The 21,407-nt window shown below is 68.1% G+C and carries 19 protein-coding genes; 5 read left to right on the top strand and 14 right to left on the bottom strand.

The genetic code is table 11. The annotated features are described in order from the left end of the window. Positions 1-20 precede the first annotated feature (20 nt). Positions 21-2,789, top strand: coding sequence for a cation-translocating P-type ATPase (locus AC1D0A_RS14790; RefSeq protein ID WP_476946120.1), 2,769 nt, complete (start codon positions 21-23; stop codon positions 2,787-2,789). Between the two features lie 113 nt (positions 2,790-2,902). Here the strand turns inward: AC1D0A_RS14790 and AC1D0A_RS14795 are convergent, their stop codons facing one another. Continuing rightward, positions 2,903-3,439: a hypothetical protein gene (locus AC1D0A_RS14795; RefSeq protein WP_476946121.1), complete on the bottom strand. Its 537-nt coding sequence runs from the start codon at positions 3,437-3,439 to the stop codon at positions 2,903-2,905. 240 nt (positions 3,440-3,679) lie between these two features. Between AC1D0A_RS14795 and AC1D0A_RS14800 the strand changes: the two genes are divergently transcribed. Continuing rightward, on the top strand, positions 3,680-4,519 hold the full coding sequence (locus AC1D0A_RS14800; RefSeq protein WP_476946122.1) for a DUF1206 domain-containing protein: 840 nt from the start codon (positions 3,680-3,682) through the stop codon (positions 4,517-4,519). A 111-nt stretch (positions 4,520-4,630) separates the two neighbouring features. Then, positions 4,631-5,212 carry a hypothetical protein gene (locus tag AC1D0A_RS14805; protein ID WP_476946123.1) on the top strand — a complete coding sequence of 194 codons (582 nt, stop codon included), beginning with the start codon at positions 4,631-4,633 and terminating at the stop codon, positions 5,210-5,212. 19 nt (positions 5,213-5,231) lie between these two features. On the opposite strand, the gene AC1D0A_RS14810 is transcribed toward AC1D0A_RS14805, so the two are convergent. From AC1D0A_RS14810 to AC1D0A_RS14865, 12 genes are all read right to left on the bottom strand, one after another. Further along, positions 5,232-6,233: a DNA topoisomerase IB gene (locus tag AC1D0A_RS14810; RefSeq protein WP_243181977.1), complete on the bottom strand. Its 1,002-nt coding sequence runs from the start codon at positions 6,231-6,233 to the stop codon at positions 5,232-5,234. 187 nt (positions 6,234-6,420) lie between these two features. Then, positions 6,421-7,896 (bottom strand): FAD-dependent oxidoreductase, encoded by a 1,476-nt coding sequence (locus tag AC1D0A_RS14815; protein WP_243181976.1) that lies wholly within the window; start codon positions 7,894-7,896, stop codon positions 6,421-6,423. 89 nt (positions 7,897-7,985) lie between these two features. Then, the gene (cobA, locus tag AC1D0A_RS14820; RefSeq protein WP_476946124.1) at positions 7,986-9,272 is read right to left on the bottom strand and encodes a uroporphyrinogen-III C-methyltransferase; all 1,287 of its coding nucleotides are present in this window, start codon (positions 9,270-9,272) and stop codon (positions 7,986-7,988) included. Positions 9,273-9,395: 123 nt separating this feature from the next. Next, positions 9,396-9,692, bottom strand: coding sequence for a putative quinol monooxygenase (locus AC1D0A_RS14825; RefSeq protein ID WP_223913715.1), 297 nt, complete (start codon positions 9,690-9,692; stop codon positions 9,396-9,398). 199 nt (positions 9,693-9,891) lie between these two features. Continuing rightward, positions 9,892-10,830, bottom strand: a complete 939-nt coding sequence (locus AC1D0A_RS14830; RefSeq protein WP_243181974.1) for an ABC transporter permease — start codon at positions 10,828-10,830, stop codon at positions 9,892-9,894. Further along, on the bottom strand, positions 10,820-11,545 hold the full coding sequence (locus tag AC1D0A_RS14835; RefSeq protein WP_028276673.1) for an ABC transporter ATP-binding protein: 726 nt from the start codon (positions 11,543-11,545) through the stop codon (positions 10,820-10,822). The genes AC1D0A_RS14830 and AC1D0A_RS14835 overlap by 11 nt, the downstream gene beginning before the upstream one ends. 44 nt (positions 11,546-11,589) lie before the next feature. Continuing rightward, positions 11,590-12,768 carry an ABC transporter substrate-binding protein gene (locus tag AC1D0A_RS14840; protein WP_476946125.1) on the bottom strand — a complete coding sequence of 393 codons (1,179 nt, stop codon included), beginning with the start codon at positions 12,766-12,768 and terminating at the stop codon, positions 11,590-11,592. Between the two features lie 283 nt (positions 12,769-13,051). Further along, entirely contained in the window at positions 13,052-14,476 is a 1,425-nt protein-coding gene (locus AC1D0A_RS14845) for a sulfate adenylyltransferase subunit 1 (protein ID WP_028276671.1), read from the bottom strand. Further along, positions 14,476-15,543 carry a sulfate adenylyltransferase subunit CysD gene (gene cysD / locus AC1D0A_RS14850; protein WP_476944365.1) on the bottom strand — a complete coding sequence of 356 codons (1,068 nt, stop codon included), beginning with the start codon at positions 15,541-15,543 and terminating at the stop codon, positions 14,476-14,478. Before cysD ends, AC1D0A_RS14845 begins: the two co-directional genes overlap by 1 nt. After that, a complete protein-coding gene (locus AC1D0A_RS14855) occupies positions 15,540-16,250 on the bottom strand; it encodes a phosphoadenylyl-sulfate reductase (RefSeq protein ID WP_476946126.1) in 711 nt (236 codons plus the stop codon). The genes cysD and AC1D0A_RS14855 overlap by 4 nt, the downstream gene beginning before the upstream one ends. Then, positions 16,247-17,992, bottom strand: a complete 1,746-nt coding sequence (locus tag AC1D0A_RS14860) for a nitrite/sulfite reductase (protein ID WP_028276668.1) — start codon at positions 17,990-17,992, stop codon at positions 16,247-16,249. Before AC1D0A_RS14860 ends, AC1D0A_RS14855 begins: the two co-directional genes overlap by 4 nt. 131 nt (positions 17,993-18,123) lie before the next feature. Continuing rightward, positions 18,124-18,870 (bottom strand): sirohydrochlorin chelatase, encoded by a 747-nt coding sequence (locus AC1D0A_RS14865; protein WP_043436026.1) that lies wholly within the window; start codon positions 18,868-18,870, stop codon positions 18,124-18,126. A 60-nt stretch (positions 18,871-18,930) separates the two neighbouring features. Between AC1D0A_RS14865 and AC1D0A_RS14870 the strand changes: the two genes are divergently transcribed. Beyond that, positions 18,931-19,596, top strand: coding sequence for a trimeric intracellular cation channel family protein (locus tag AC1D0A_RS14870; RefSeq protein WP_243181968.1), 666 nt, complete (start codon positions 18,931-18,933; stop codon positions 19,594-19,596). Positions 19,597-19,616: 20 nt separating this feature from the next. Then, on the top strand, positions 19,617-20,045 hold the full coding sequence (locus AC1D0A_RS14875; protein ID WP_243181967.1) for a hypothetical protein: 429 nt from the start codon (positions 19,617-19,619) through the stop codon (positions 20,043-20,045). Between the two features lie 130 nt (positions 20,046-20,175). Here AC1D0A_RS14875 and AC1D0A_RS14880 read toward each other — a convergent pair whose 3' ends face one another. Beyond that, the gene (locus tag AC1D0A_RS14880) at positions 20,176-21,012 is read right to left on the bottom strand and encodes a DUF559 domain-containing protein (RefSeq protein ID WP_476946127.1); all 837 of its coding nucleotides are present in this window, start codon (positions 21,010-21,012) and stop codon (positions 20,176-20,178) included. Positions 21,013-21,407 lie beyond the last annotated feature (395 nt).

Raw genomic sequence — 21,407 nt, forward strand, 5'->3', positions numbered from 1 at the left:
CCGGCGATGAGGAGGAAGTCATGAGCGACGATCCCGGAGCAGTAGCTGGGGTGGCCCCGGCGGAGGCTGACGCGAGCTGGTACGCGCTGGCACCGGCTGAAGTGGCGGCCGAGCTGAAGGTGGATCCAGTTGGCGGGTTAAGCACGGGAGAGGCGCAGCAGCGGCTGCAGGAGTACGGCCCGAACGCCCTGGCCGCCGCTAAGCAGGAGCCGGTATGGAAACGGTTCTTCAAGCACTATCAGGACTACATGCAGATCGTCCTTGTGGTCGCCGCCCTGGTCAGCTTGCTGATCGCGGAATACGGAACCGCTATTGGGCTTGCCCTGCTGACGCTGTTCAACGCGTGGCTGGGGTACCACCAGGAGGGCAAGGCCGAAGAAGCCGCTGCCTCCCTGGGGGAGATGATGAAGGCTATGGCCAAGGTGCGCCGCGACGGTGACGTTGTGGAGCTCCCCGCCGAACAGATCGTCCCCGGCGACATCGTGGTGGTCGATGCCGGTGACCGCGTCCCCGCCGACGGCCGGATCATCCTGGCGGCAACCCTCCAGATCGAGGAGGGCGCCCTGACCGGGGAGAGCGTCGCCGTCGAGAAGGACACCGAGACCATCGGCCGGCACGACGTCGGCATCGGCGACCGCCTGAACATGGCATTCATGAACACGAACGTGACGCGGGGCCACGGCGAAATCCTCGTCACCACCACCGGCATGGGCTCGGAGGTCGGCCACATCGCCCACATGCTGTCCGGGCAGAAAGTGGAGAAGACCCCGCTCACCAAGCAGGTCGACCGGCTCACCATCTTCATCATTGTCGCGGCCCTCTTCGCGTTTATCGCCATCGTCGTGATGGGCCTGGCCTCCGGCGAGTCCTTCGCGGTGCTCTTCGGAATCGGTGTGGCGCTGGCAGTCGGCTCCATCCCGGATGCGCTGCCCGCCGTCGTCACCACCATCCTGTCGGTCGGGTCGGTCAATATGGCCAAGAAGAACGCCATCATGAAGGTCCTCCCTGCGGTCGAGACCCTGGGCTCCACCTCGGCCATCAACTCGGACAAGACCGGCACCCTGACCCTGAACCAGATGACGGTCCGCGAGATCACCACAGTGCAGCACCACTACACCGTCAGCGGTGAGGGCTACAGTTTCGACGGCCAGATCCAACGGACCACCGGGGACGCCGAACGGGACCTGGACTACGTGATGTTCTCCTGCGCGTTGTGCAACGACTCCGATATCAACGACGGCGAGGTGGTCGGGGACCCCACTGAGGCGGCGCTCTACGTGCTCGCGCAGAAAGGCGGCGTGGACGTCAGGGAATTCCGCCGGAACAACCCGCGCGTGGCGTCGGTACCGTTCGATTCCGACTACAAGTTCATGGCCACGTTCCACCGGATGCCGGGGGACGATGGCATGCCCGTGATCCGGGCCTACGTGAAGGGGGCACCCGACGTCCTCCTGAGCAGGTCCTCGTTCGGCCGGATGCCGGGCGGCCACGCCGAGCGCCTCACCGACGAAATGCGGGGCAAGGTGCTTGCCGAGAACGATCGCATCGCCAGCCAGGGCAGGCGGGTGCTCGCCCTTGCGCAGCGCGAGTTCGACCCGGCGACGTTCCAGCCTTCGGGCGACCTGATGGCGCTGATGCAGGATCTGGAGATTTCGGCGCTGATCGGCGAGGTTGACCCGCCGCGCGCCGAGGCGGTGGCCGCCATCGCCAAGGCAAAGCACGCCGGCATCCGGGTCCGGATGATCACCGGCGACCACGCCGTCACTGCTGCGGCGATCGCCGACGAACTGGGCATCAGGGGCCGCGCGGTGACCGGGGCCGAGTTCGCGGCGATGAGCGACGCGGAGGCCGACAGCCAGGTAGACGGGATCGGCGTGATCGCCCGTGTCGCCCCCGAACACAAGGTACGGCTGGTCGAGGTGCTCAAGCGCAAGGGCAACATCGTGGCCATGACCGGCGACGGCGTGAACGACGCGCCGGCCATCGCGGCCGCCGACATCGGGATCGCGATGGGCATCACCGGCACCGACGTCGCCAAGGGTGCGGCCAAGATGATCCTGGCCGACGACAACTTTGCCACCATCGTCGCGGCGGTCGAAGAGGGCCGGCTCGTGTACGACAACCTGCAGAAGTTCATCCGGATCCAGGTTGCCAACCTGTTCATGTTCATTCTGGCGTTCATCGGATCCTCGGCCTTCGCCATAGCCGGCACGGCCCTGCTCAGCCCCGCCCAGGTGCTGTGGATCCACATGGCGATCGTCGCCCCGATTGGGGCCGTGATGGGCCTGGATCTCGCGACGCCGGGCATCATGGACCGCAAACCGCGGCCCTTCAACCAGCCGATCCTCGTCCGGTCGATGATGGTCCGCCTGTTCGTCGTCGGGCTTTTCATGGCGGCCGCGACGCTGGTCCTCGTGCAGATCGGCAAGACCACCTACGGTTCACTGGAGGTCGGCCAGACCATGGCCGTGGTGGGGCTGGGGCTGATGAACATCTTCGTGGCGCTCAATCTGCGTTACCCGACCGAGAGCGCCTTCGGGCCCGCCACGGTGTCCAACCCGAAGCTGCTCTGGGCGTTCGCGTGGGCCGTCCTCGGGTCGATGCTGATCACCCAGATGAAGGTGATGCAGGACCTGTTCGGCACGCTGCCGCTTACCGGCCAGCAGTGGCTTCTCTGCCTGGTGCCGGGCGTGGTGCTGCTGTTCCTCGGTGAAATCTTCAAGATCATCCTGCGGGCCCGGCAATCGAAGGGCCGGGCCGCAGTCTCGGCTCCCCCCGTTCCGGCGTGAGAGTGCTGTTCCGGCGAGAGAGTGCTGTTCCGGCGAGAGTGCGACTGCCACTGTTGAGGGCCGGAACGCGATGTTCCGGCCCTCAACAGTGGCGCATACCGGCTGTGCCAGGGCTAGCGGACGAGGCCCTTCAGGACGTTTTTGGGCCGCTGCATCTCGCCGTGCTTGGCGCCGAGCACGACCACCCAGCCGGCGAATACGGGGATGGTCCACTGCAGGATCTTCAGCTGCTGCTGCGCGGAACGGAGTTCCTCGGAGGCACCCGGCTTCGGCTCGGTGGCACCCTTGGCGCCCTCGGCGGCCAGCTTGTCCACCTTGGCTCCCTGCAGGCCCGCGTACAGGGTCACAGCGGCTCCGGCGAGGGTGACGACGGACTTGTAGACGCTCAGGCGCGTGACGCCGTCCTGCTTGGCCATCCGGCCCTTGTTCTCCCACATGATGGCGAGGCCCGAAAGAAAATGCGCCCCAATCGCCGCCGTCTGGTACGGCGCCCAATTCTTCCAGCCCAGGCTTGAGAGGCGGGTACGTTCCGCAGGGTCCTTGGCAACAGCCGTAGCACCGTTGAGCCCAATGGCGCCCATCAGGGAACCGCCGAACCAGGCGGCTGCCGTCAGGTCGTGAATGGATCGGGCAACAAGATTACCTGCCATGTTGAGCTTCCTATCATCTGTCTTCGAATCCGAATCGCGGGGGCAGCAAGGCTGCCGGTCCGCGGCATGTCCACGAGCGGGGCCATGACTCGGCTATGGTAAGCACACTTACCAAAAACGCGGTAGTCCACGCGGCTGCCACTTCGCCGCGCGTAGAATCGGCGGCATAGGCACACCGCCGCAGGCACGACACGGCACACCGCCGTTCCACCGGACCAGACGAGGAATACCCGCATCACCATGGCAGAAGAAGAGTCCGGGATCGAAGCCACCCTCGGCGACGCCGTCGACACCGCGGAGGCGGCGTCGAACAGCACCGCGCTCGACGTCGTCGCACGTTCCGGATTCGCGGTGATGGCGCTGCTTCATATCGTGATCGGGGCCATCGCCGTCGCCCTGGTCCTGGGCGCGCCGGGCCAGGCCGAACCCACCGGCGCCATCGAACAACTCGCCGCCAACCCCTGGGGTCCGGCGGTGATGTGGGCGGCCTGCATCGCCTGCGCGGGCCTCGCGCTCTGGCAGCTGAGCGAGGCGACGCTCCGGGGCCGCCACCTGCCGCGCCGGGAGCAGCTGGGCAAACTCATTTCCTCCGGCTTCCTCGCCATCGCGTACGGGAGCGTCGGGCTGAGCTTCGCGGGCTTCGGGCTCGGCCAGCGCGGCGATTCGGGCGACTCGACCCGGGATTTCAGCACGGCCCTGGTCCAGTCACCGCTGGGGGTTCCGGCCCTGGTCGGCCTCGGACTCACCATCATGGGAATCGGCGTGTATTTCATCGTCAAGGGCTTCGGGAAGAAGTTCAAGGAGGAACTGCAGCACTTCGAGGGGACCCGCCGCGGCAGGGTCATCAGCGCCCTTGGCGTCACCGGCCACGTCTCGAAAGGGCTGGCGCTGATCCTGACCGGGCTGCTCTTCGTCGTGGCCGCGGCGACCAACAATCCCGGTTCCTCCACCGGCCTGGACGGCAGCCTCAAGGCGCTCCGGGACCACCCCTTCGGCCCGTACCTGCTCCTGGCGATCGGGGCGGGCTTCATTGCCTACGGCGTGTTCGCGCTGGTCCGGGCGCGCTTCGGCCGGATGTAGCCGCCGCCCTGGGCGGGGATTTCCTTGTTGGCATCCGCCCGCGGGACTATCGTGGAGCTACCCCGGGCCGGGCTGGGACGGCCACCGCGGCAGGTCTCGCAGAGGTATGGCATGAGCTACGTTCCGGTGAGCAGACGCACCCTCCGACGGCACCGTGAATCTGAGCGGTCCACGCGGCGGCTTGTGGCCGGCCTGTCCGCCGCGGCCGCCGCGGCCTGGCTGCTCTCGGTCACGTTGTCCACCGCGGTCCATGTCGACACCTATGTCCACCATGTCGCCGTCGTGCTGCACGTGCTGTCGATGGTGGTGGCCTTTGGCGCCGTCGTCCTGATGGACTGGCACGGCTTCCTGTGGCTGATCGGCAGACGCGACCTGGCCGAAACCATCAGGCTCGACGGCGCGGCGACACCGCTGATCTGGGGCGGTCTGGCCGGCATGCTGGCCACGGGCGCGTTCCTGAACCCGCACCTGAGCAACCCGATGACGGACCTCAAGCTCGCGGCCGTCCTTGTGCTCAGCCTGAACGGGATAATGCTCATTCCGCTCATGCGGCGGCTGGCCAGGCTGACGCCCGACGCCTCGTTCAGGGACCTGGCCGCCGGGCAACGGGTCCATCTGCTGCTGTGCCTGGTGATCTCGCAGCTGTGCTGGTGGACGGCGATTGTCATCGGGTTCATCAACGCCGAGTTCTGAGGTGCCGCCGGGCCGCGCCCTAGCCGGCGGCCTTCCGCAGCGGCACCACGTCCCCTTCCTGGTACAGCAGGGCGCGGATCTCGGACTCGGCGGAATCCAGCCGCCTCGGGTCGATCGTTTCCCCGGCCGCGAAGTGGTCCAGCAGCCGGGGATCCACGTAGCTTTTCCGGGCGATCGACGGTGTGTTGCCCAGGACCGCGGCCGCGTCCTGCATGGCCTGGCTCACCGCGCTCTTCCGGGCAGAGACCTTCGCCTGGGGGCCGCTCTGCGCCAGGCTGACCGCTGCCGCCGCCGTCCCCCGCAGGGTGCGGAAATCCTTTGCGGTGAAGTCCTCCCCCGTGCGCTCCTTGACGTACTCGTTGATGTCCGCGCTCGACACCGGATGCCAGCTGCGGCCGTCCTTGTAGGCCAGCAGGCGGGCGTTGCCGCCGCGGCGCTTGAGCTGGCGCACGACGGCGGCGAGGTCGGCGTCGTCAATCCGCGACTCCCAGGTCTTGCCGCTCTTGGCCGGGAAGCTGAGCCGGAGTTCGTCCTTGCGCACCTTGACGTGGGCGCAGAGCAGGGTGGCGAGGCCGTGGCTGCCGTTTTCGTTGGTGTAGCGCTCCGAGCCGACGCGCAATGATCCGCTGTCGAGCATCCGAAAGGCGGCCGCCAGCACGCGTTCCCGCGTCAGCCCTTCGGAGCGCAGGTCCATGGTCACCAGGCGGCGTGCGGCCGGCAGGGTCTCAGCCAGCTGGAGCGAACGGTCGAACTTCAGCCGGTCCTTCCGTTCCCGCCAGCTCGGATGGTAGATGTACTGCCGCCGGCCCACCGCGTCGACGCCCGTGGCCTGGATATGCCCGTTGTCGTACGGGGCAATCCAGACGTCGGTCCAGGCCGGCGGGATCCCGATGCCCTCGAGCCGTTCCCGCACGGGGCCCGGCGGCAGGGTGGAACCGTCCAGGTCCTTGTAACTGAACCCGGTCCCTGCGGGGACCCTGCGGTATCCGCGGCCGGACGCGTTGCTGTGGCGGAGCCTCATTGGCCGGCCCCGGGCGAGTGTTCATCCATGACGGTAAGCCTACTGACTACCACCCGGGTTTCCACGCCCTTGGAGGCCATGAAAACGACGCGGGGCCACTTCGCGACCCTCTTCCTGTCTGGAATGGGCGCGAAGTCACCCCGCGTTGCTCTGAGTCGTTGCTCTGCGTCGTTGCTCTGCGTCGAGGCTAGACCTCGACGGCGGCGCCGCGGGAGATCTCCACCATGTCCTCGCGGGGCACCACCTTGATGCGCTCGCGCTGGACGGCGACGCCGTGCGACCCGCCGGCAGCGGTGGCCTTTTCACCGAGGGCGCGCTCGTGCTCGTCCAGGGCCAGCCAGCCTTCCCAGCTCGTGTACGCGACGCCGCGGCCCGCCAGGAGCTCGACGATCGCCTCGGGGGCGGGCGCCGCGGCCAGCGGCAGGTTTTCGCGGTCCTCAAGCAGGTAGGTCACGGTTTCGAGGGCGTCACCCTTGGTGTGGCCGATCAGTCCCACCGGGCCGCGCTTGATCCAGCCTGTCGCGTAGATCCCCGGCACGTGGGTGCCGGCGGCGTCCAGGACCCGGCCGCCGTCGTTCGGGACGACTCCCTTGCTGTGGTCGAACTCGACCTCGGGGAGGGCGGAGCCGAAGTAGCCGATGGCGCGGTACACGGCCTGGACCGGGTACTCGACAAACTCGCCCGTGCCGCGGGCGTTGCCGGTGCCGTCCAGTTCGGTGCGCTCGAACTTGATCCCGGCGACGCGGCCGGGCGCGTCGGCGCCGTCTATGGTTTCTGCGTAGATCTCGACGGGGCTGTGCAGGAAGTGCAGGTGCAGCCGGCGGGACGCGGTGAGCTCGGAGAGGTCCTCGGGCTGTTCGGCGATCCAGTTGGTGAGCGTGCCCACCATGGTCTTCGTCTGGTTGTTGCTCTGGATCTGCCGGTCCGATTCGGCGTCGAACTCGAAGTCCTCGGCGTAGAGGATGATGTCCACGTCCTTGGAGTGGGAGAGTTCGCGCAGTTCCAGGGGCGTGAACTTGACCTGGGCGGGTCCGCGCCGGCCGAACACGTGCACGTCCGTGACCGGCGAGGACTTCAGCCCGGCGTAGACGTTGTCCGGGATTTCGGAGACCAGGAGGTCGTCGGCGTGCTTGGAGAGCATGCGGGCCACGTCGAGGGCCACGTTGCCGTTGCCGATCACGGCGATTTCCTTGGCCTCCAGCGGCCATTCGCGGGACACGTCGGGGTGCCCGTCGTACCAGGACACGAAGTCGGCGCCGCCGTAGGAGCCCTCGAGCTCGATGCCGGGGATGTTGAGGTCAGCATCCTTGATGGCGCCGGTGGCGAAGATGACGGCGTCGTAGTGGGTGCGGAGGTCATCCATGGACAAGTCCGTGCCGTAGTCCACGTTGCCGAAGAACCGGATGTCGCCGCGGTCCAGGACCTTGTGCAGGGCGTTGACGATGCCCTTGATGCGGGGGTGGTCGGGGGCCACGCCGTAGCGGATCAGACCGTAGGGTGCCGGGTAGCGGTCGAAGAGGTCGATGCTGACGGTGAGCTCGCCGCTCTTGACGGCCTCGCTCTTGGTCAGGATGTCCGCGGCGTAGACGCCGGCGGGACCGGAGCCGACGACGGCGACGCGCAGCGGGCGGGCGGCGGTTCCTACGGGGGTGCTAGTTGACACGGCTGTGTTCCTTTTTTCTTCTGCATCCGTTGCTCCACAAACGCCCTTTTGGGGCTTGATAACGGCAGTTGTGGAGCAATCGACGGGTGTTAGGGGGTCAGTACGCGGGTCTTGGTGGTGCGGGGAGCGTTCGGGGAGGTGGTGCTGTAGTCCGCGGTCTTGAAGTGCGACGGCGCGAACGGGCTGACGCGGACCACGTCGCCGATCACGATCACGGCGGGATTCGCTACGCCTGCGGCCTCCGCCTGGTCCGCGATGGTCCCGAGGGTTCCGATGGTCACCCGCTGGTTTGGCAGGTATCCATTCTCTACGATGCCAACAGGCGTCTGAAGAGGCAAACCGGCGCGGCCCAGGGAGGCTGCGGAATCGCGCAGCTGGCCCACACCCATGAGCAGGATCACAGTGTGGTCGGCACGGGCCGGGACTTCCGAGAGTTCCTCATGGCCGGTGACCACACTGAAGCCTTTGGCCAGCCCGCGGTGCGTGACCGGAATGCCGGCGGCGGCGGGGACGGAAATCGCCGACGTGACGCCGGAAACCACTTCGACCTCGACGCCGTGCTGCCGGCAGAATTCGGCTTCCTCGCCGCCGCGGCCCAGCACGTAGGGGTCGCCGCCCTTGAGCCGGACCACGCGGTGGCCCTGCAGGGCTTCCTCGACCAGGATCCGGTTGATTTCGGACTGCGGCACCGGGTGGTGGCCGGGGGTCTTGCCGACCTCCACCACGCGGACATCGGGGGCCAGTTCGGCCAGGAGTTCACGCGGGCCGAGCCGGTCCGCCACCACGACGTCGGCCTGGCCAAGGAGCCGGCGGCCGCGGACGGTGATGAGTCCGGTGTCGCCGGGACCGCCGCCCACGAGGGCCACGGATCCGGGAGTTGCCCCCGTGCCGGGAACCCGGTGGCGGCGCAGCGGCAGGTCTCCGGTGGCCAGGGCCGTGGCGACGGCGTCGCGCAGGGCCATGGCGCGGCGCGGGTCTCCGCCGGCGTTGACGGCGATCTTGACGTCGTCCACCACGGCGACGGCGGGCGTCCAGGCGGCGGAGGCTTCGTGGTCGGAGGCGTTGACGCACCAGATGCGCTGCGCCTCGGCGTCGGCGGAGACCTGGGCGTCCACGGCGGCGTCGCCGGTGGCGGTCTGGACGAACCACACGCCGTCGACGTCGGACGCACGGTACGGGCGGGGCTCCCAGTTCAGGAGGCCGGCGCCGGCAAGTTCGGCGATCGCCGGGCAGGCGGCCGGGGCCACGACGGTGACGCGGGCTCCGGCGTCGAGCAGCCCCTTGGTGCGCCGGGCGGCCACCGGTCCGGCGCCGACCACCAGCACGGGACGGCCGAGGAGGCGCAGCGCCGTGGGGTAAATGTCCTGAATTGCCATGCATCGACGATAGGGCGGCGTCACATAGCGGAACAACGGTGCGGCAACACCAGTTCACGCAAGGTAACGCCGCGTCACATAATGGCAATCGCCGCTCCTGATCTGCGGCGGCCGGGGGCACCCCTATTTCACGGCGATGAGTTCGATCAGCTTGATGTCGGGATCCTTGGCGAGCAGGGCCGGACCGTGTTCGCCGAGGGCGGCGGGGATGGCGCCGCTGAGGTGGGCCTGACGGTCCTCCTCGGTATCGAAGGTGTCGAAGATGCCGAAGGTGTTCTCGTTGACCCGGAAGGCATACCAGGTGCGCGTTCCGGGCTCGTTGAGCACGATTTCGCGCCCTCCGTTCAGGAAGTCCCAGACGTCCTGTTCCTTCCCCGCTTTGGCTTCGACCAGGGCCAGCACGCCAAATTTTGCTGCCACAGCGACCTCCTAGGAATCGGGCTTTGCATCAGCCGTGGAAGGGGCCGCAACCCGGCCTCTAGGCGTGAGTGTAGGCCCGTGCCTGTACCCGGGCAAGGAGCCATCGAAAAAGGAACGCGGGGTTACTTACGGCCCATAAACCAATGGAAATATGGGCCGTAAGTAACCGCGCGTTGCTTTGGAGGGGCTGGGGGCTGGCCTAGCGGGTGCTGCCGGCCAGGAGGCCGCGGCGGCGGAGCAGCCGCTTTTCAACCGGCGCGAACACGAGCAGCTCGATCAGGATTCCGACGGCGAGGATCAGCAGGATGGCGGACATGACGATGGTCATGTCGGACAGGACGCGGCCCTGGTCCAGCATGGAGCCCAGACCGAAGCCGATGGTGCCGCCGACGGCGATGATTTCCGCCGCCATGAGCGAGCGCCAGGAGAACGCCCAGCCCTGCTTGAGGCCGCCCAGGTACCCGGGCAGGGCTGCCGGCAGGATGATCTGCAGGGCCAGCTGGAGACGGGACGCACCCAGGACCTTCCCGACGCTGCGGTACTGCGGCGGAATCTGGTCCACACCGGAGATCAGGCCGTTGATGATCGAGGGAATCGCACCCATGAACACCACGAAATACACGGTGGCATCCGTGATCCCAAACCAGAGAATAGCGGCCGGCACCCAGGCCACCGACGGCAGGACCTGCAGCCCGGAGATCAGCGGCCCGAAAGCGCGCCGCAGCGGTGCCACCTGGGCCAGCACCAGACCCACCGGCGTCGCGATCACCACGCTGATCAGGAAGCCCACGACGCCGCGCTGCAGCGAGGTCCAGACGGCCTCTTGAAGCTTGCCCTCGCCCCACAGGATTCCGACCTGGCCGATGACATCCAGGGGGCCGGGCACGACGTCGCGCCGCTTGAAGCCGAGGGAGACGTACAACTGCCAGAGGATGATCAGCACCGCGAGCGCGGCCACCGGCAGCAGGATCCGGCTCCAGTCGATGCGGACCTTGCGGATGGAGTCAGACTGCAGGGAGTCGAGGCCCGCTTCGAGCTCGCGGAGATCTTCCTTGCCGGTGGAGGAACGGGTCAGGGCGGCGTGGACCTTGCGGGCCTCGGCCGGTGCTTCCGCCACGGGAAGCTGGTTACTTGGCATGGCGGCGGATCTCCTCGCGTAGCCGGGTGGTGATTTCGCCGGTGAGCTGGCCGGCCAGCCCGGCGTCGGTGCGGTGCTCTTCGCTGACGTGCCATTCCCGCACCACGCGGCCGGGCCGGGAGGAGAGCAGCAGGACGCGCTGGCCAAGCCGCACGGCCTCGCGGACGTTGTGGGTGACAAAGACGATGGTCCGGCCGGTTTCCTTCCAGATCCGTTCCAGCTCGTCATGGAGCAGGTCCCGCGTAATCGCGTCCAGGGCCGCGAACGGCTCGTCCATGAGCAGCAGTTGGCGGTCCTGGGCCAGCGACCGGGCCAGGGAGACGCGCTGGCGCATCCCGCCGGAGAGTTCGTGGGGCCGTTTGTCCCCCGCACCGCCCAGGTGCACCAGGTCCAGCAGCTCCCCCGCCCGGACCCGGCGGTCGGCTTTCCCCACCCCGCGCAGCTTCAGGGCCAGCTCGATGTTCTCCCGCGCGGTCAGCCAGGGAAACAGTGCCGCGTCCTGGAACATGAAGGCGGCGCCGTCGCTGGGCACTTCCAGGGCGCCCGACGTCGGGGCCTCCAGTCCCGCCATGATGTTGAGCAGGGTGGACTTGCCGCAGCCGGAGGCACCGAGCAGGGCGACGAACTCGCCCTGCCCGATGGTGGCGTTGACGTCGTCCAGCACCGGGGCGCCGGCGCCGAAGCGCTTGCCCAGGTGTTCCAGTACGACTGGCATGGTCTGGTCCTTACTGTTGTGGCGGATGTCTGGGGGCCCGGGCGCTAGTCCTTGCCGAGCCCCTCGGCGGAGATCTTCTTGCCGGCCGCACTCTCGCTCAGAACGCTGTTGAGCGCCGTGAGGTCGAAGATGCCGTTGATGTCGGCCTGCTTGGTGGTGCCGGCGTCGACGCCGTCCTGGAGCAGTTTCCTGTACGTCCCTGCGAGCGGGTCGGTGGTGAAGACGATGTTCTTCAGGGACCGGTCGATGACGTCGGCCGGCAAGGCCTTGCCTGCGGCAGCCTTGAGTCCGTCGTTGAGCACGGTGGCTTTCTCGGCGGCGGACGCCGCGTTGAGCCAGTCCACGGATTCGACATGGCCCTTCAGCAGCGCCTGCACCGTGGCAGGGTGCTCGGCCGCGAACGTCTTGTTGACGATCAGGACAGTGGTGACGAACTCGCCCTTCTCCCACAGGTCCTTCTCGTCGACCAGGACCTTTGCGCCGGCCTGGAGCACCAGGCGGGAGGCCCAGGGCTCCGGCAGCCACGCGCCGTCGAGCTTGCCGTCCTGGAACAGCTTGAGGGTCTGGGCGTTCTCGGTCGGGTTGATCGAGACGTCGCCGCTGCCGTCCGTGGAGGTCTTGAACCCCTGCTTGCCGAGCCAGGCGCGGAGGGCCACGTCTTGGGTGCCGCCGAGCTGCGGCGACGCGAGCGTCTTGCCCTTGAGGTCGGCCGCCGAGTTGATGCCAGGCTTGACCACCAGCTGCGCTCCGCCGGCCGCGGCGCCGGCGATGATGCTGATGGACTGGCCGTTGCTCTTGACATAGGAGTTGATGGCCGGGTTGGGGCCGATGTAGGTGGCGTCGATGGCGCCGGCGTTCAGGGCCTCGATCGCGGCCGGGCCGGCGTTGAACACCTGCGTGCTGAGCTTGGTCGCCCCGAGGTCCTTGGCGATGAACCCCTTGTTGACACCCACCAGGGCCGGGGCGTGGGTGATGTTGCCAAAGTAGCCGAGCCTGAGTTCCGTGGCCGGGCCGGCGTCCGCCGCTGCCGCTGCGGGGGCTGTTTCGGGGCTGCGGGACAACGAGGATGCAACGGCAGCGCCGGCGCCGATCAGGAGCACGAGGCCCGCGACCAGGGCGATCTCCAGGGTGCGCTTGCGTTTGGGTTTGCCGGTCTCGCCGGCGACGATCCGGGTGGTGCCAGGCTGTGAGCCGGGCCCGGGGTTTTCGGGGGTGTGTGACATGGGTGAAGTCCTGTTCTGGGGTGTGTGCGGAAGGGCCGGGCGGATGGTCAGCGCCGGCGACATCGCCCCTGGAAGTCCCTGCGGGGGAGGCCGGGGAACCGTTCCTGTGTCTTCATTCATTCACCATAGGGAGTGTCACATTCGGGGTTCAACGGCCCGGAAACCGGGGGTCACGCAGGTTCACGCAGCGTCACATTCGGCCCCAAAAGACGGCAGCTTGTTTCCCGGACGGGCGCCCATGGCGACCGACCGGGAAACAAGCTGCGCCCGTGTGACACGTGGCCTAGATCGAGTAGCGCTCGTCCTCGTGGTCGCCGGGGTGGTCGTTGACCAGGCCTGCGGCGAGCGTGTTGCCGTCGAGCGGGTCGATCACGAGGAACGCCCCGGTGCGGCGGTGGTGCAGGTAGTTCTCCAGCGGCAGCGGCGCGGCGAGCCGGAGCTGCGCGTGCCCGATGTCGTTGAGCTCCAGGGTGGTGGTCGGCTCCAGGCCGAAGCTGGCGAGGTCGAGCCTGCCTGTCACGTTCCGGACCAGGGCCTGGACCGTGCGGGTGCCGTGCTTGACCAGGACCTTGGAGCCTTCCCGGAGCGGCTTGGGCGAGAGCCAGCACAGGGCGGCGTAGAGGTCTGCACTGCTTTCACGCACGGTCCCCGCCGCCGCGATCGTGTCACCGCGGGCGACGTCGAACTCATCGGCCAGGCGCAGGGACACGGACTGCGGGGCGGCCGCCTCGGCGAGCTCGCGGCCCGCGAAGTCGATCCCGGTGATGGTGGTGGTGCGCGGGGCCTGGCCCGGGGTCAGGATGCTGACCTGGTCCCCCAGTTTCACGGAGCCTTCGGTGATCTGGCCGGCGTAGGCACGGTAGTCGCGGTAGGCCTCAGGATCGAGGCCGCCGGCGATGGCGTCCGGAGCCAGCGCGCCCTGCGGCCGGATCACCAGCTGGACCGGGAAACGGAAGCTTTCGAGGTGGCTTTCGAGTTCGTCGGCGGCCGGCAGCGTCTCCAGGACCTCCAGGAGCGCCGGGCCGTCGTACCACGGGGTCCGTTCCGAGCGGTCCACCACGTTGTCGCCGTCGAGGGCGGAGACGGGGATGACCCGGAGATCCGCCACTCCATCGGAACCGAGCCCGAGTTCGCGCCCGACCTGCTGGACGTCCGCCTCGATCCCGCGGAACACGTCCTCGCTGAAATCCACGAGGTCGATCTTGTTCACGGCGACGATCACGTGTGCCACGCGCAGCAGCTGCAGCACGGACAGGTGCCGCCGGGTCTGCTCGAGGACACCCTTGCGGGCGTCGATGAGCACGACGACGGCGTCCGCGGTGGACGCGCCGGTCACCGTGTTCTTGGTGTACTGGACGTGCCCGGGGCAGTCCGCGAGGATGAAGCTGCGCCGGTCCGTGGCGAAGTAGCGGTAGGCGACATCGATTGTGATGCCCTGCTCGCGCTCCGCGCGCAGGCCGTCGGTCAGCAGGGCGAGATCGATCGCTTTTGTGCCGGTGGCCCCTTCACCGCCGAACCCACGGTCCGCCGAGGTGCGGGCGACGGCGTCGAGCTGGTCGGCGAGGATCGCCTTCGAGTCGTGCAGGAGCCGGCCCACCAGGGTGGACTTGCCGTCGTCGACGGAGCCTGCGGTGGCGAAGCGGAACAGCGTGGTGGGCAGCGCCGCGGCAACGAGGTCCGGGCCCGGGAGAAACGTTTCCGTGCTCATTAGAAATAGCCGTCCTTCTTGCGGTCTTCCATGGCGGCCTCGGAGATGCGGTCATCGGCCCGGGTGGCGCCACGTTCGGTGATGGTCGAGGCGGCAACCTCAATGACGACGTCGCGCACCGTGGCGGCGGCCGATTCCACGGCGCCGGTGCAGGACATGTCGCCGACAGTCCGGTAGCGGACGGTCTTGGTGATGACTTCCTCGTGCTCGCGCGGCTGGGAGACCTCGCCGACGGCGCGCCACATGCCGTCGCGGGCGAACACCTCGCGGTCGTGGGCGTAGTACAGGCCCGGCAGCTCGATGTTCTCGCGCTCGATGTAGCGCCACACGTCCAGTTCGGTCCAGTTGCTGATGGGGAACGCGCGGACGTGCTGGCCCACCGTGTGCCGGCCGTTGTAGAGGTTCCACAGCTCGGGCCGCTGGTTGCGGGGGTCCCACTGGCCGAACTCGTCGCGCAGGCTCAGGATCCGCTCCTTGGCCCGGGCCTTGTCCTCGTCGCGGCGGCCGCCGCCGAAGACGGCGTCGAACTTGTTGCGCTGGATCGCATCCAGCAGCGGGACGGTCTGCAGCGGGTTCCGGGTCCCGTCGGCACGCTCGGCCAGCTCACCGGAGTCGATGAACTCCTGGACGGAGCCGACGACGAGCTTCAGGCCCAGCCGTTCCACAGTGCGGTCGCGGAAGTCGATGACCTCGGGAAAGTTGTGGCCGGTGTCCACGTGCAGCACCGGGAAGGGCACCTTGCCGGGCCAGAAGGCCTTCGTGGCCAGGTGCAGCATCACCACGGAATCCTTGCCGCCGGAGAACAGCAGCGCAGGCTTCTCAAACTCGGCGACGACCTCGCGGATGATGTGAATGGCCTCGGACTCAAGGGTGTCGAGGCTCGAGAGGCGTGAACCTGCGACGCCGATTGCCGCCCCCGCCCCTGCGCCGCGCGGCTGATCTTCGATCAGCCCAGCGCGCGGCTCCGACAGGCCCGATGCCACTCCCTGGGCGGCAATCGGCGTCTCAGCTGCGTCGTTGTCCAGCACCGACAGCTCCAGGTCCTCGTTGGTGATTTGAGTTCTCATACGTGTAGTCCGCATTCTGTCTTGTCGGTTCCTGCCCAGCGTCCGGCGCGGGGGTCGTCGCCGGGCGCCACCTTGCGGGTGCAGGGCTGGCAGCCAATGGACGGGTAGCCCTGCGAAAGCAGCGGGTTGACGGGAAGAAGGTTGTCGTCGGAATACTGCACCAGCTGGTCGAAAGTCCAGGCCGCCACCGGGTTGACCTTGACCAGGCCGTTGGCCTCGTCCCAGGTGATCAGCGGCGTGTTGGTGCGGGTGGGCGCCTCGTCGCGGCGGACTCCGGTGAACCAGAGCTCGTAGCCGGCCAGGGTGCGGCGCAGCGGAGCCACTTTGCGCAGGGCGCAGCACTGCGCGGGGTCGCGGGCGAAGAGGTCCTTGCCCAGGAGCCGGTCCTGCTGCTCCACGGTGTTCTCCGGCAGCACGTCCACGACGTTGACGCGCAGGTTGGCCGCGACCTCGTCGCGCGTCGCGTGCGTCTCCGGGAAGTGGTAGCCGGTCTCCAGGAACAGGACGTCGACGCCGGGGAGCTCGTCCGCGACCAGCGCCGGGAGGACCGCGTCCGCCATGGAGCAGGCGACGGCGACAGCCGGCAGTTCGAAATTGCGGGCCACCCAGGCAATGACGTCGCGGGCAGGGGCGTCCCAGCCGAGCTCGGCGGCGCCGGCCTCGGCGAGGGCCTTGAGCTCGTCGTGGGAACGGAGCGCTGCGGTCACTGCAGATCACCCTCTTCCGCGGCGAAGGCCCACTCGGCGAAGCTTTGGCCCTCGGAGCGGTCGGCGACGAACTTGCGGACCACGCGTTCGACGTAGTCGGGCAGCTCCCCGGCCGTGACCTTCAGGCCGCGGACGGTGCGGCCCAGGCCTGCCTCCTCGCGGCTGTCGGACGCGAGCCCGCCGCCGAGGTGGACCTGGAAGCCCGGGGTGGGGTCGCCGTCGGGCGTTGGCAGCATCATGCCCTTGAGGCCGATGTCCGCCGTCTGGATCCGGGCGCAGGAGTTGGGGCAGCCGTTGATGTGCAGGGACAGCGCCTGGGGCAGCTGCTTGCTCTCGGCGAGATCGGCCAGCCGGCGCTCCAGCTCGGCAACCGCCGTCGCCGCAGTCACCTTCGTTTCCACGATGGCGAGCTTGCAGAACTCGATGCCGGTGCAGGCGATGGTGCCGCGCCGGAACACGGACGGGCGGGCGGACAGGCCCAGCGCGTCGAGTTCGGCCACGAGCGGGTCCACCTCGTCCTTGGGCACGTCGAGGACCACGAGCTTCTGGTGCGGGGTGGTGCGCAGGCGCTGCGAGCCGCGGGCCTCTAGAGTGTCCGCGAGCTTGACCAGCTGGCTGCCGGAGAGGCGGCCGGCCAGCGGGGTGGCGCCGATGAAGAACTTGCCGTCCTTTTGTTCGTGCACGCCGATGTGGTCGCCGGGCGTGGAGGGCTTCGGGGCGGCCGGGCCGTCGGCGAGCTTGTAGCCGAGGTATTCGTCCTCGAGGACCTGGCGGAACTTCACCGGCCCCCAGTCGGCCAGCAGGAACTTCAGGCGGGCCTTGGTGCGCATGCGCCGGTAGCCGTAGTCGCGGAAGATGCTGGTGACGCCGAGCCACACGTCGGCGGCCTGGTCCGGCCGGACGAAGGCGCCGAGGCGCTTGCCCAGCATGGGGTTGGTGGAGAGCGCGCCGCCCACCCAGAGGTCGTAGCCGATGCCGAGTTCGGGGTGGACCAGGCCCACCAGGGCGACGTCGTTGATCTCGTGCACCACGTCCTGGCTGGGGTGGCCGGTGATGGCGGTCTTGAATTTGCGCGGCAGGTTGGCCAGTTCCGGGTCGCCGATGAACCGCTCGGCGAGTTCCTGGATCAGCGGCGTGGGATCGATGATCTCGTCCTTGGCGATGCCCGCCACCGGGGAGCCGAGGATGACGCGGGGCACGTCGCCGCAGGCTTCCGTGGTGGACAGTCCCACGCCTTCGAGCCGGCGCCAGATTTCGGGCATGTCTTCGACCCGGATCCAGTGCAGCTGGATGTTCTGGCGGTCCGTGAGGTCGGCCGAGTCGCGGGCGAAGTCCACGGAGATCTGGCCGATGACGCGCAACTGCCCGGTGGTGAGCGCACCGCCGTCGATCCTGACGCGGAGCATGAAGTATTTGTCTTCGAGCTCGTGCGGCTCAAGCGTGGCGGTCTTGCCGCCGTCGATCCCGGGTTTGCGCTGGGTGTAGAGCCCCCACCAGCGGAAGCGGCCGTGCAGGTCGGTGCCGTCGATCGAGTCGAAGCCGTGCTTGGAGTAGACGGACTCAATACGCTCGCGGACGTTGAGGCCGTTGTCTTCCTGTTTCCAGGTCTCGTTGGCGTTCAGCGGCGTGGTGCCGTCCACTTTCCACTGGCCGTGCGGCTTTGCGGCCGGGCGGGGAGGGCGCTTGGTGCGGCCGGCGGCAGCCTCGTCCGTGGACGCTCCGGCTAGAGCTGTATCAGTCATGCATCGACTGTAGGGGCGGCCGTAATCCCGTCACAAAGGGTCAGAAACGGGGAGTCACCTAGGGCAACATTTCGTCACGAACCGCCGAAAACCCTTGAAGTCGCCCTGCAGCTGTGCATCTGCGCGGACCGTCAGGGCCGGGGCTGCCGGGCCCCGGCCAGCGCCGCGTCGTAGCGTTCCAGGGCAATTTCGGCGAGGACCGGGGAGGGAAGCAGCGGCGCCGTCACCAGGTCCGCGCCGGCCTTGGCCAGCTGGTCATGGAAGAAGCCGGGCGCCAGGAGATACGAGGCGATGACGACGCGGCCGCCAAGGTCCACCGCTCCGGCCGACTCCCCCGCGCCGGCACCGCCGGCGGCCTCCTCGCGGAGCATGGCGACGGCGTCGGGAACCGAGGGTTTGGCGGAGGCGCCGTAGGCGGCCACGATCCGGTTGGAACGCAGGGCACGGAGCTGGTCCGTGAGTTCCTCGACATTCTGTGCGGCGCTGGGATCGGAGGACCCGGCGGCGGCGAGGACCACGGCGTCGTTGTCCGTTACCCCGGCCTCGCGCAGCCGCGCATCGAGCAGCGCTGCGAGCCGCGGATCCGGCCCCAGCGGCGCCGCGGCCAGGGTGTCCGGCCGGCTCTTCACGGCGCGGGCGATGTCCACCTTGACGTGGTATCCGACGCTGAGCAGCAACGGAACCACGACGGCGGTTACCCCCGCCGGGAGGCCCGCCACGACGGCCGGCAGGTCCGGATCCTGCACGTCGACGTAGGCCTCGCGGACGTCCAGCCCGGGACGGAGCCCGGCGATGCCGTCCCGGAGCGCGTTGACCTCCGCGGCCCCGTGCGGGCTCGACGTGCCGTGGGCGCAGGCGATCAGGATGGGGGTATTCATAGCCGTTAGCGTAACCTTGGAGCCGCCCTATCCGCCCCTTGCAACCGACCGGGACGCTTCATGACCTTCTCCTTCAGCCTTGTCCTGGTCTGGCTTGACCTCGCCGGTGTGTTCTTCTTTGCGGTCTCCGGCTCGCTGCTCGCGGCGCGGAAGCAGTTCGACATCATCGGCTCGCTGCTCCTGGCCTCGGTGGTGAGCCTGGGCGGCGGCGTCATCCGCGACATCATCATCAACGCGGGCCCGCCCGCCGCGTTCACCAACCCGGCATATCTGGCACCGCCCCTGTTTGCCACGGTGCTGGTGTATTTCCTGTTCTCCAGCGTCCAGCGCTTCACGTCGCTGCTGATGCTGTTCGACGCCGGCGGGCTGGCCCTGTTCTGCATCACCGGCACACTGAAGGCGCTGGCCGCCGGGATGAATCCTGTGGCCGCCGTCCTGCTGGGTGTCACGACGGCGGTGGGTGGCGGCCTGCTGCGGGATATCACCGCCAACGAGGTCCCACAGCTCTTCGACCCCAAGGATCTGTACGCTCTGCCGGCGTTCGCCGGGTCGGCGTTGACCGTGATCCTGTCCCTCACGGGGACCTTCACCGCGGTGAGCGCCTGCGCCGTCGCCGGGCTTGTCTTCGCCTTCCGGGTCACGGCCTGGCGGCGCCACTGGTACGTTCCGCTGGCGGTGCGCGGTTGGCACCGGCTGGGCCTCGACAGCGCGGAAAACGACCGCTGAGGATTAGCTAGGATAAGACCATGACTGACATGTTCCTCGAGAAATTCCGCGCGCTTGTCCCGAAGTATCTCGAAGACGAATGGCAGGAAGAAGATGGCCTCCCGGCCGAGGAGCTCGACGCCGCCCTCGCCGAACACCAGTTCCAGGTCCCGATGGTCCTGCGCGAGTTCTACCTGGCAGTCGGCGGCTGCGAGGACATCATGGAGGCCTACCACTACTTCTGGGACCCCGAAGAGCTCGAAGTGGATGATGAGGGCTTCCTCATGTTCCTTGAGGACGAGGAAGAGCAGTTCACCTGGGGCTTCCGCGTCGGGGACCTCAGCATCCCGGATCCCATCGTGTACCGCCGCAACAACGCCCGCGGCCAGTGGAAGAGCGAGGAAGGGACCTTCTCCGAATTCGTCTTCGACATGTTCGAGTGGGCCTTCAACGACGAGGACGAAGACTAGGCTCCACGGCCTCTCCTCGGGCCGGGTCCGGCGGTCCGGGGGCACTTTGACACGGACCCGCCGTCGTCGGGTCCGGTGATCCCCTCCTGAGACGCCAATGTAGCCCCGGACGGCAGCAGCGACCTGCCCGTCACGGCCGGAAGGCCCCACTGCGCCGCAACTTCAGCACCGCCAGAACCTCCGCAACCATCCGCTCCGGGTGATGGACGACGTCGTCGTACCCGAACCTGAGTACAAGGTAACCACCGATGAGGCTTGCGTTGTTCCGCCGCCGGTCCTTCTTGACTTGCAGCGGCTCCAGGTGCGAGGCACCGTCGGTCTCCACGACGATGCAGTCCTCAACAACGAAGTCCACCTCCCCTACCCCGGAAATCTCCACATGCCGGCGCACGTGCAGCCCGGCCCTGCGGAAGGCGGTGTTGGCGAGAACTTCCAGCAGCGAATCGGCCCGCGGAATGACAAGGTCCAGCACCGACCTGGCGCGTCCGTTGCGGTTACCTTCGAGTTTGCTGCGGAGGAAGGCCAGGGTGATGTCCCCCCGGCCCACCGCACACTGGACCATGACAAGGGCCTCCAATTCAGGCAGACAGTGGAGTGCATGGATCAGGACGTCGGCGAGTCCGGCCACGGGCAGCCACGGGTGCCGGAGGTGCCTGCAGCGGCCGTGGGCCACAGTGCCGGGCGGTGCGGCCCGGTGCCCAAGACACAAATGCATGGAGTGGGCCGGAGCCAAGGTCCACAAGCTGTAGCACGGAGCGGCCGACACGCACGTCAGCAACCCCTTCAGTTCGCGCGCCGCCCGGTAGGCACCGGAATCCTGCGGAAGCCCATAGTGCCCGCGGCGGATCCGCACTATGGTGCCCAGGGACACGGCCGTGGCAAGCCGGTGGCGGCTGAATCCGGCCCGGCCAAGGTCCGCCGTGGCGGCCGCTCCGCCCCGTGAAGCAAGATAAGTGGCAACGTCCATTCCGCCAATGTGCCCTGCCGGGGACACTTAGGGACCGGCCCCGCTGCGCCATGTGGAAAACCTCATCCCGGACATCCACAGCCGCCGTGGGGCACTTTGACTCCAACACGCCGAGAAACCAGCCTGGAAGCAGACCGCAGCGCGGCAAAGTGGCCCCGCTCGGCCGCAGTCACGCGAGCGGCCGCCTCATGTGCCCGGGGCGTCCGCCAAGCCGCCGACGAAATCCGTGACAATCAAATTACAAAACCGCTAGACAGCATTACAAAGTTGTCATATGCTCTTTCTTGGGTTCACCAAATGCCTCCGGTGGATCTGATGCGAACGGAGAAATGGCCCCGGTTCGGCACAACGGAAGACTCGAACGTTGTGAGGAACCGGGGCCATTCCGTCTAAGC

It is taken from the genome of Arthrobacter sp. P1_D4 (genome assembly GCF_056406115.1).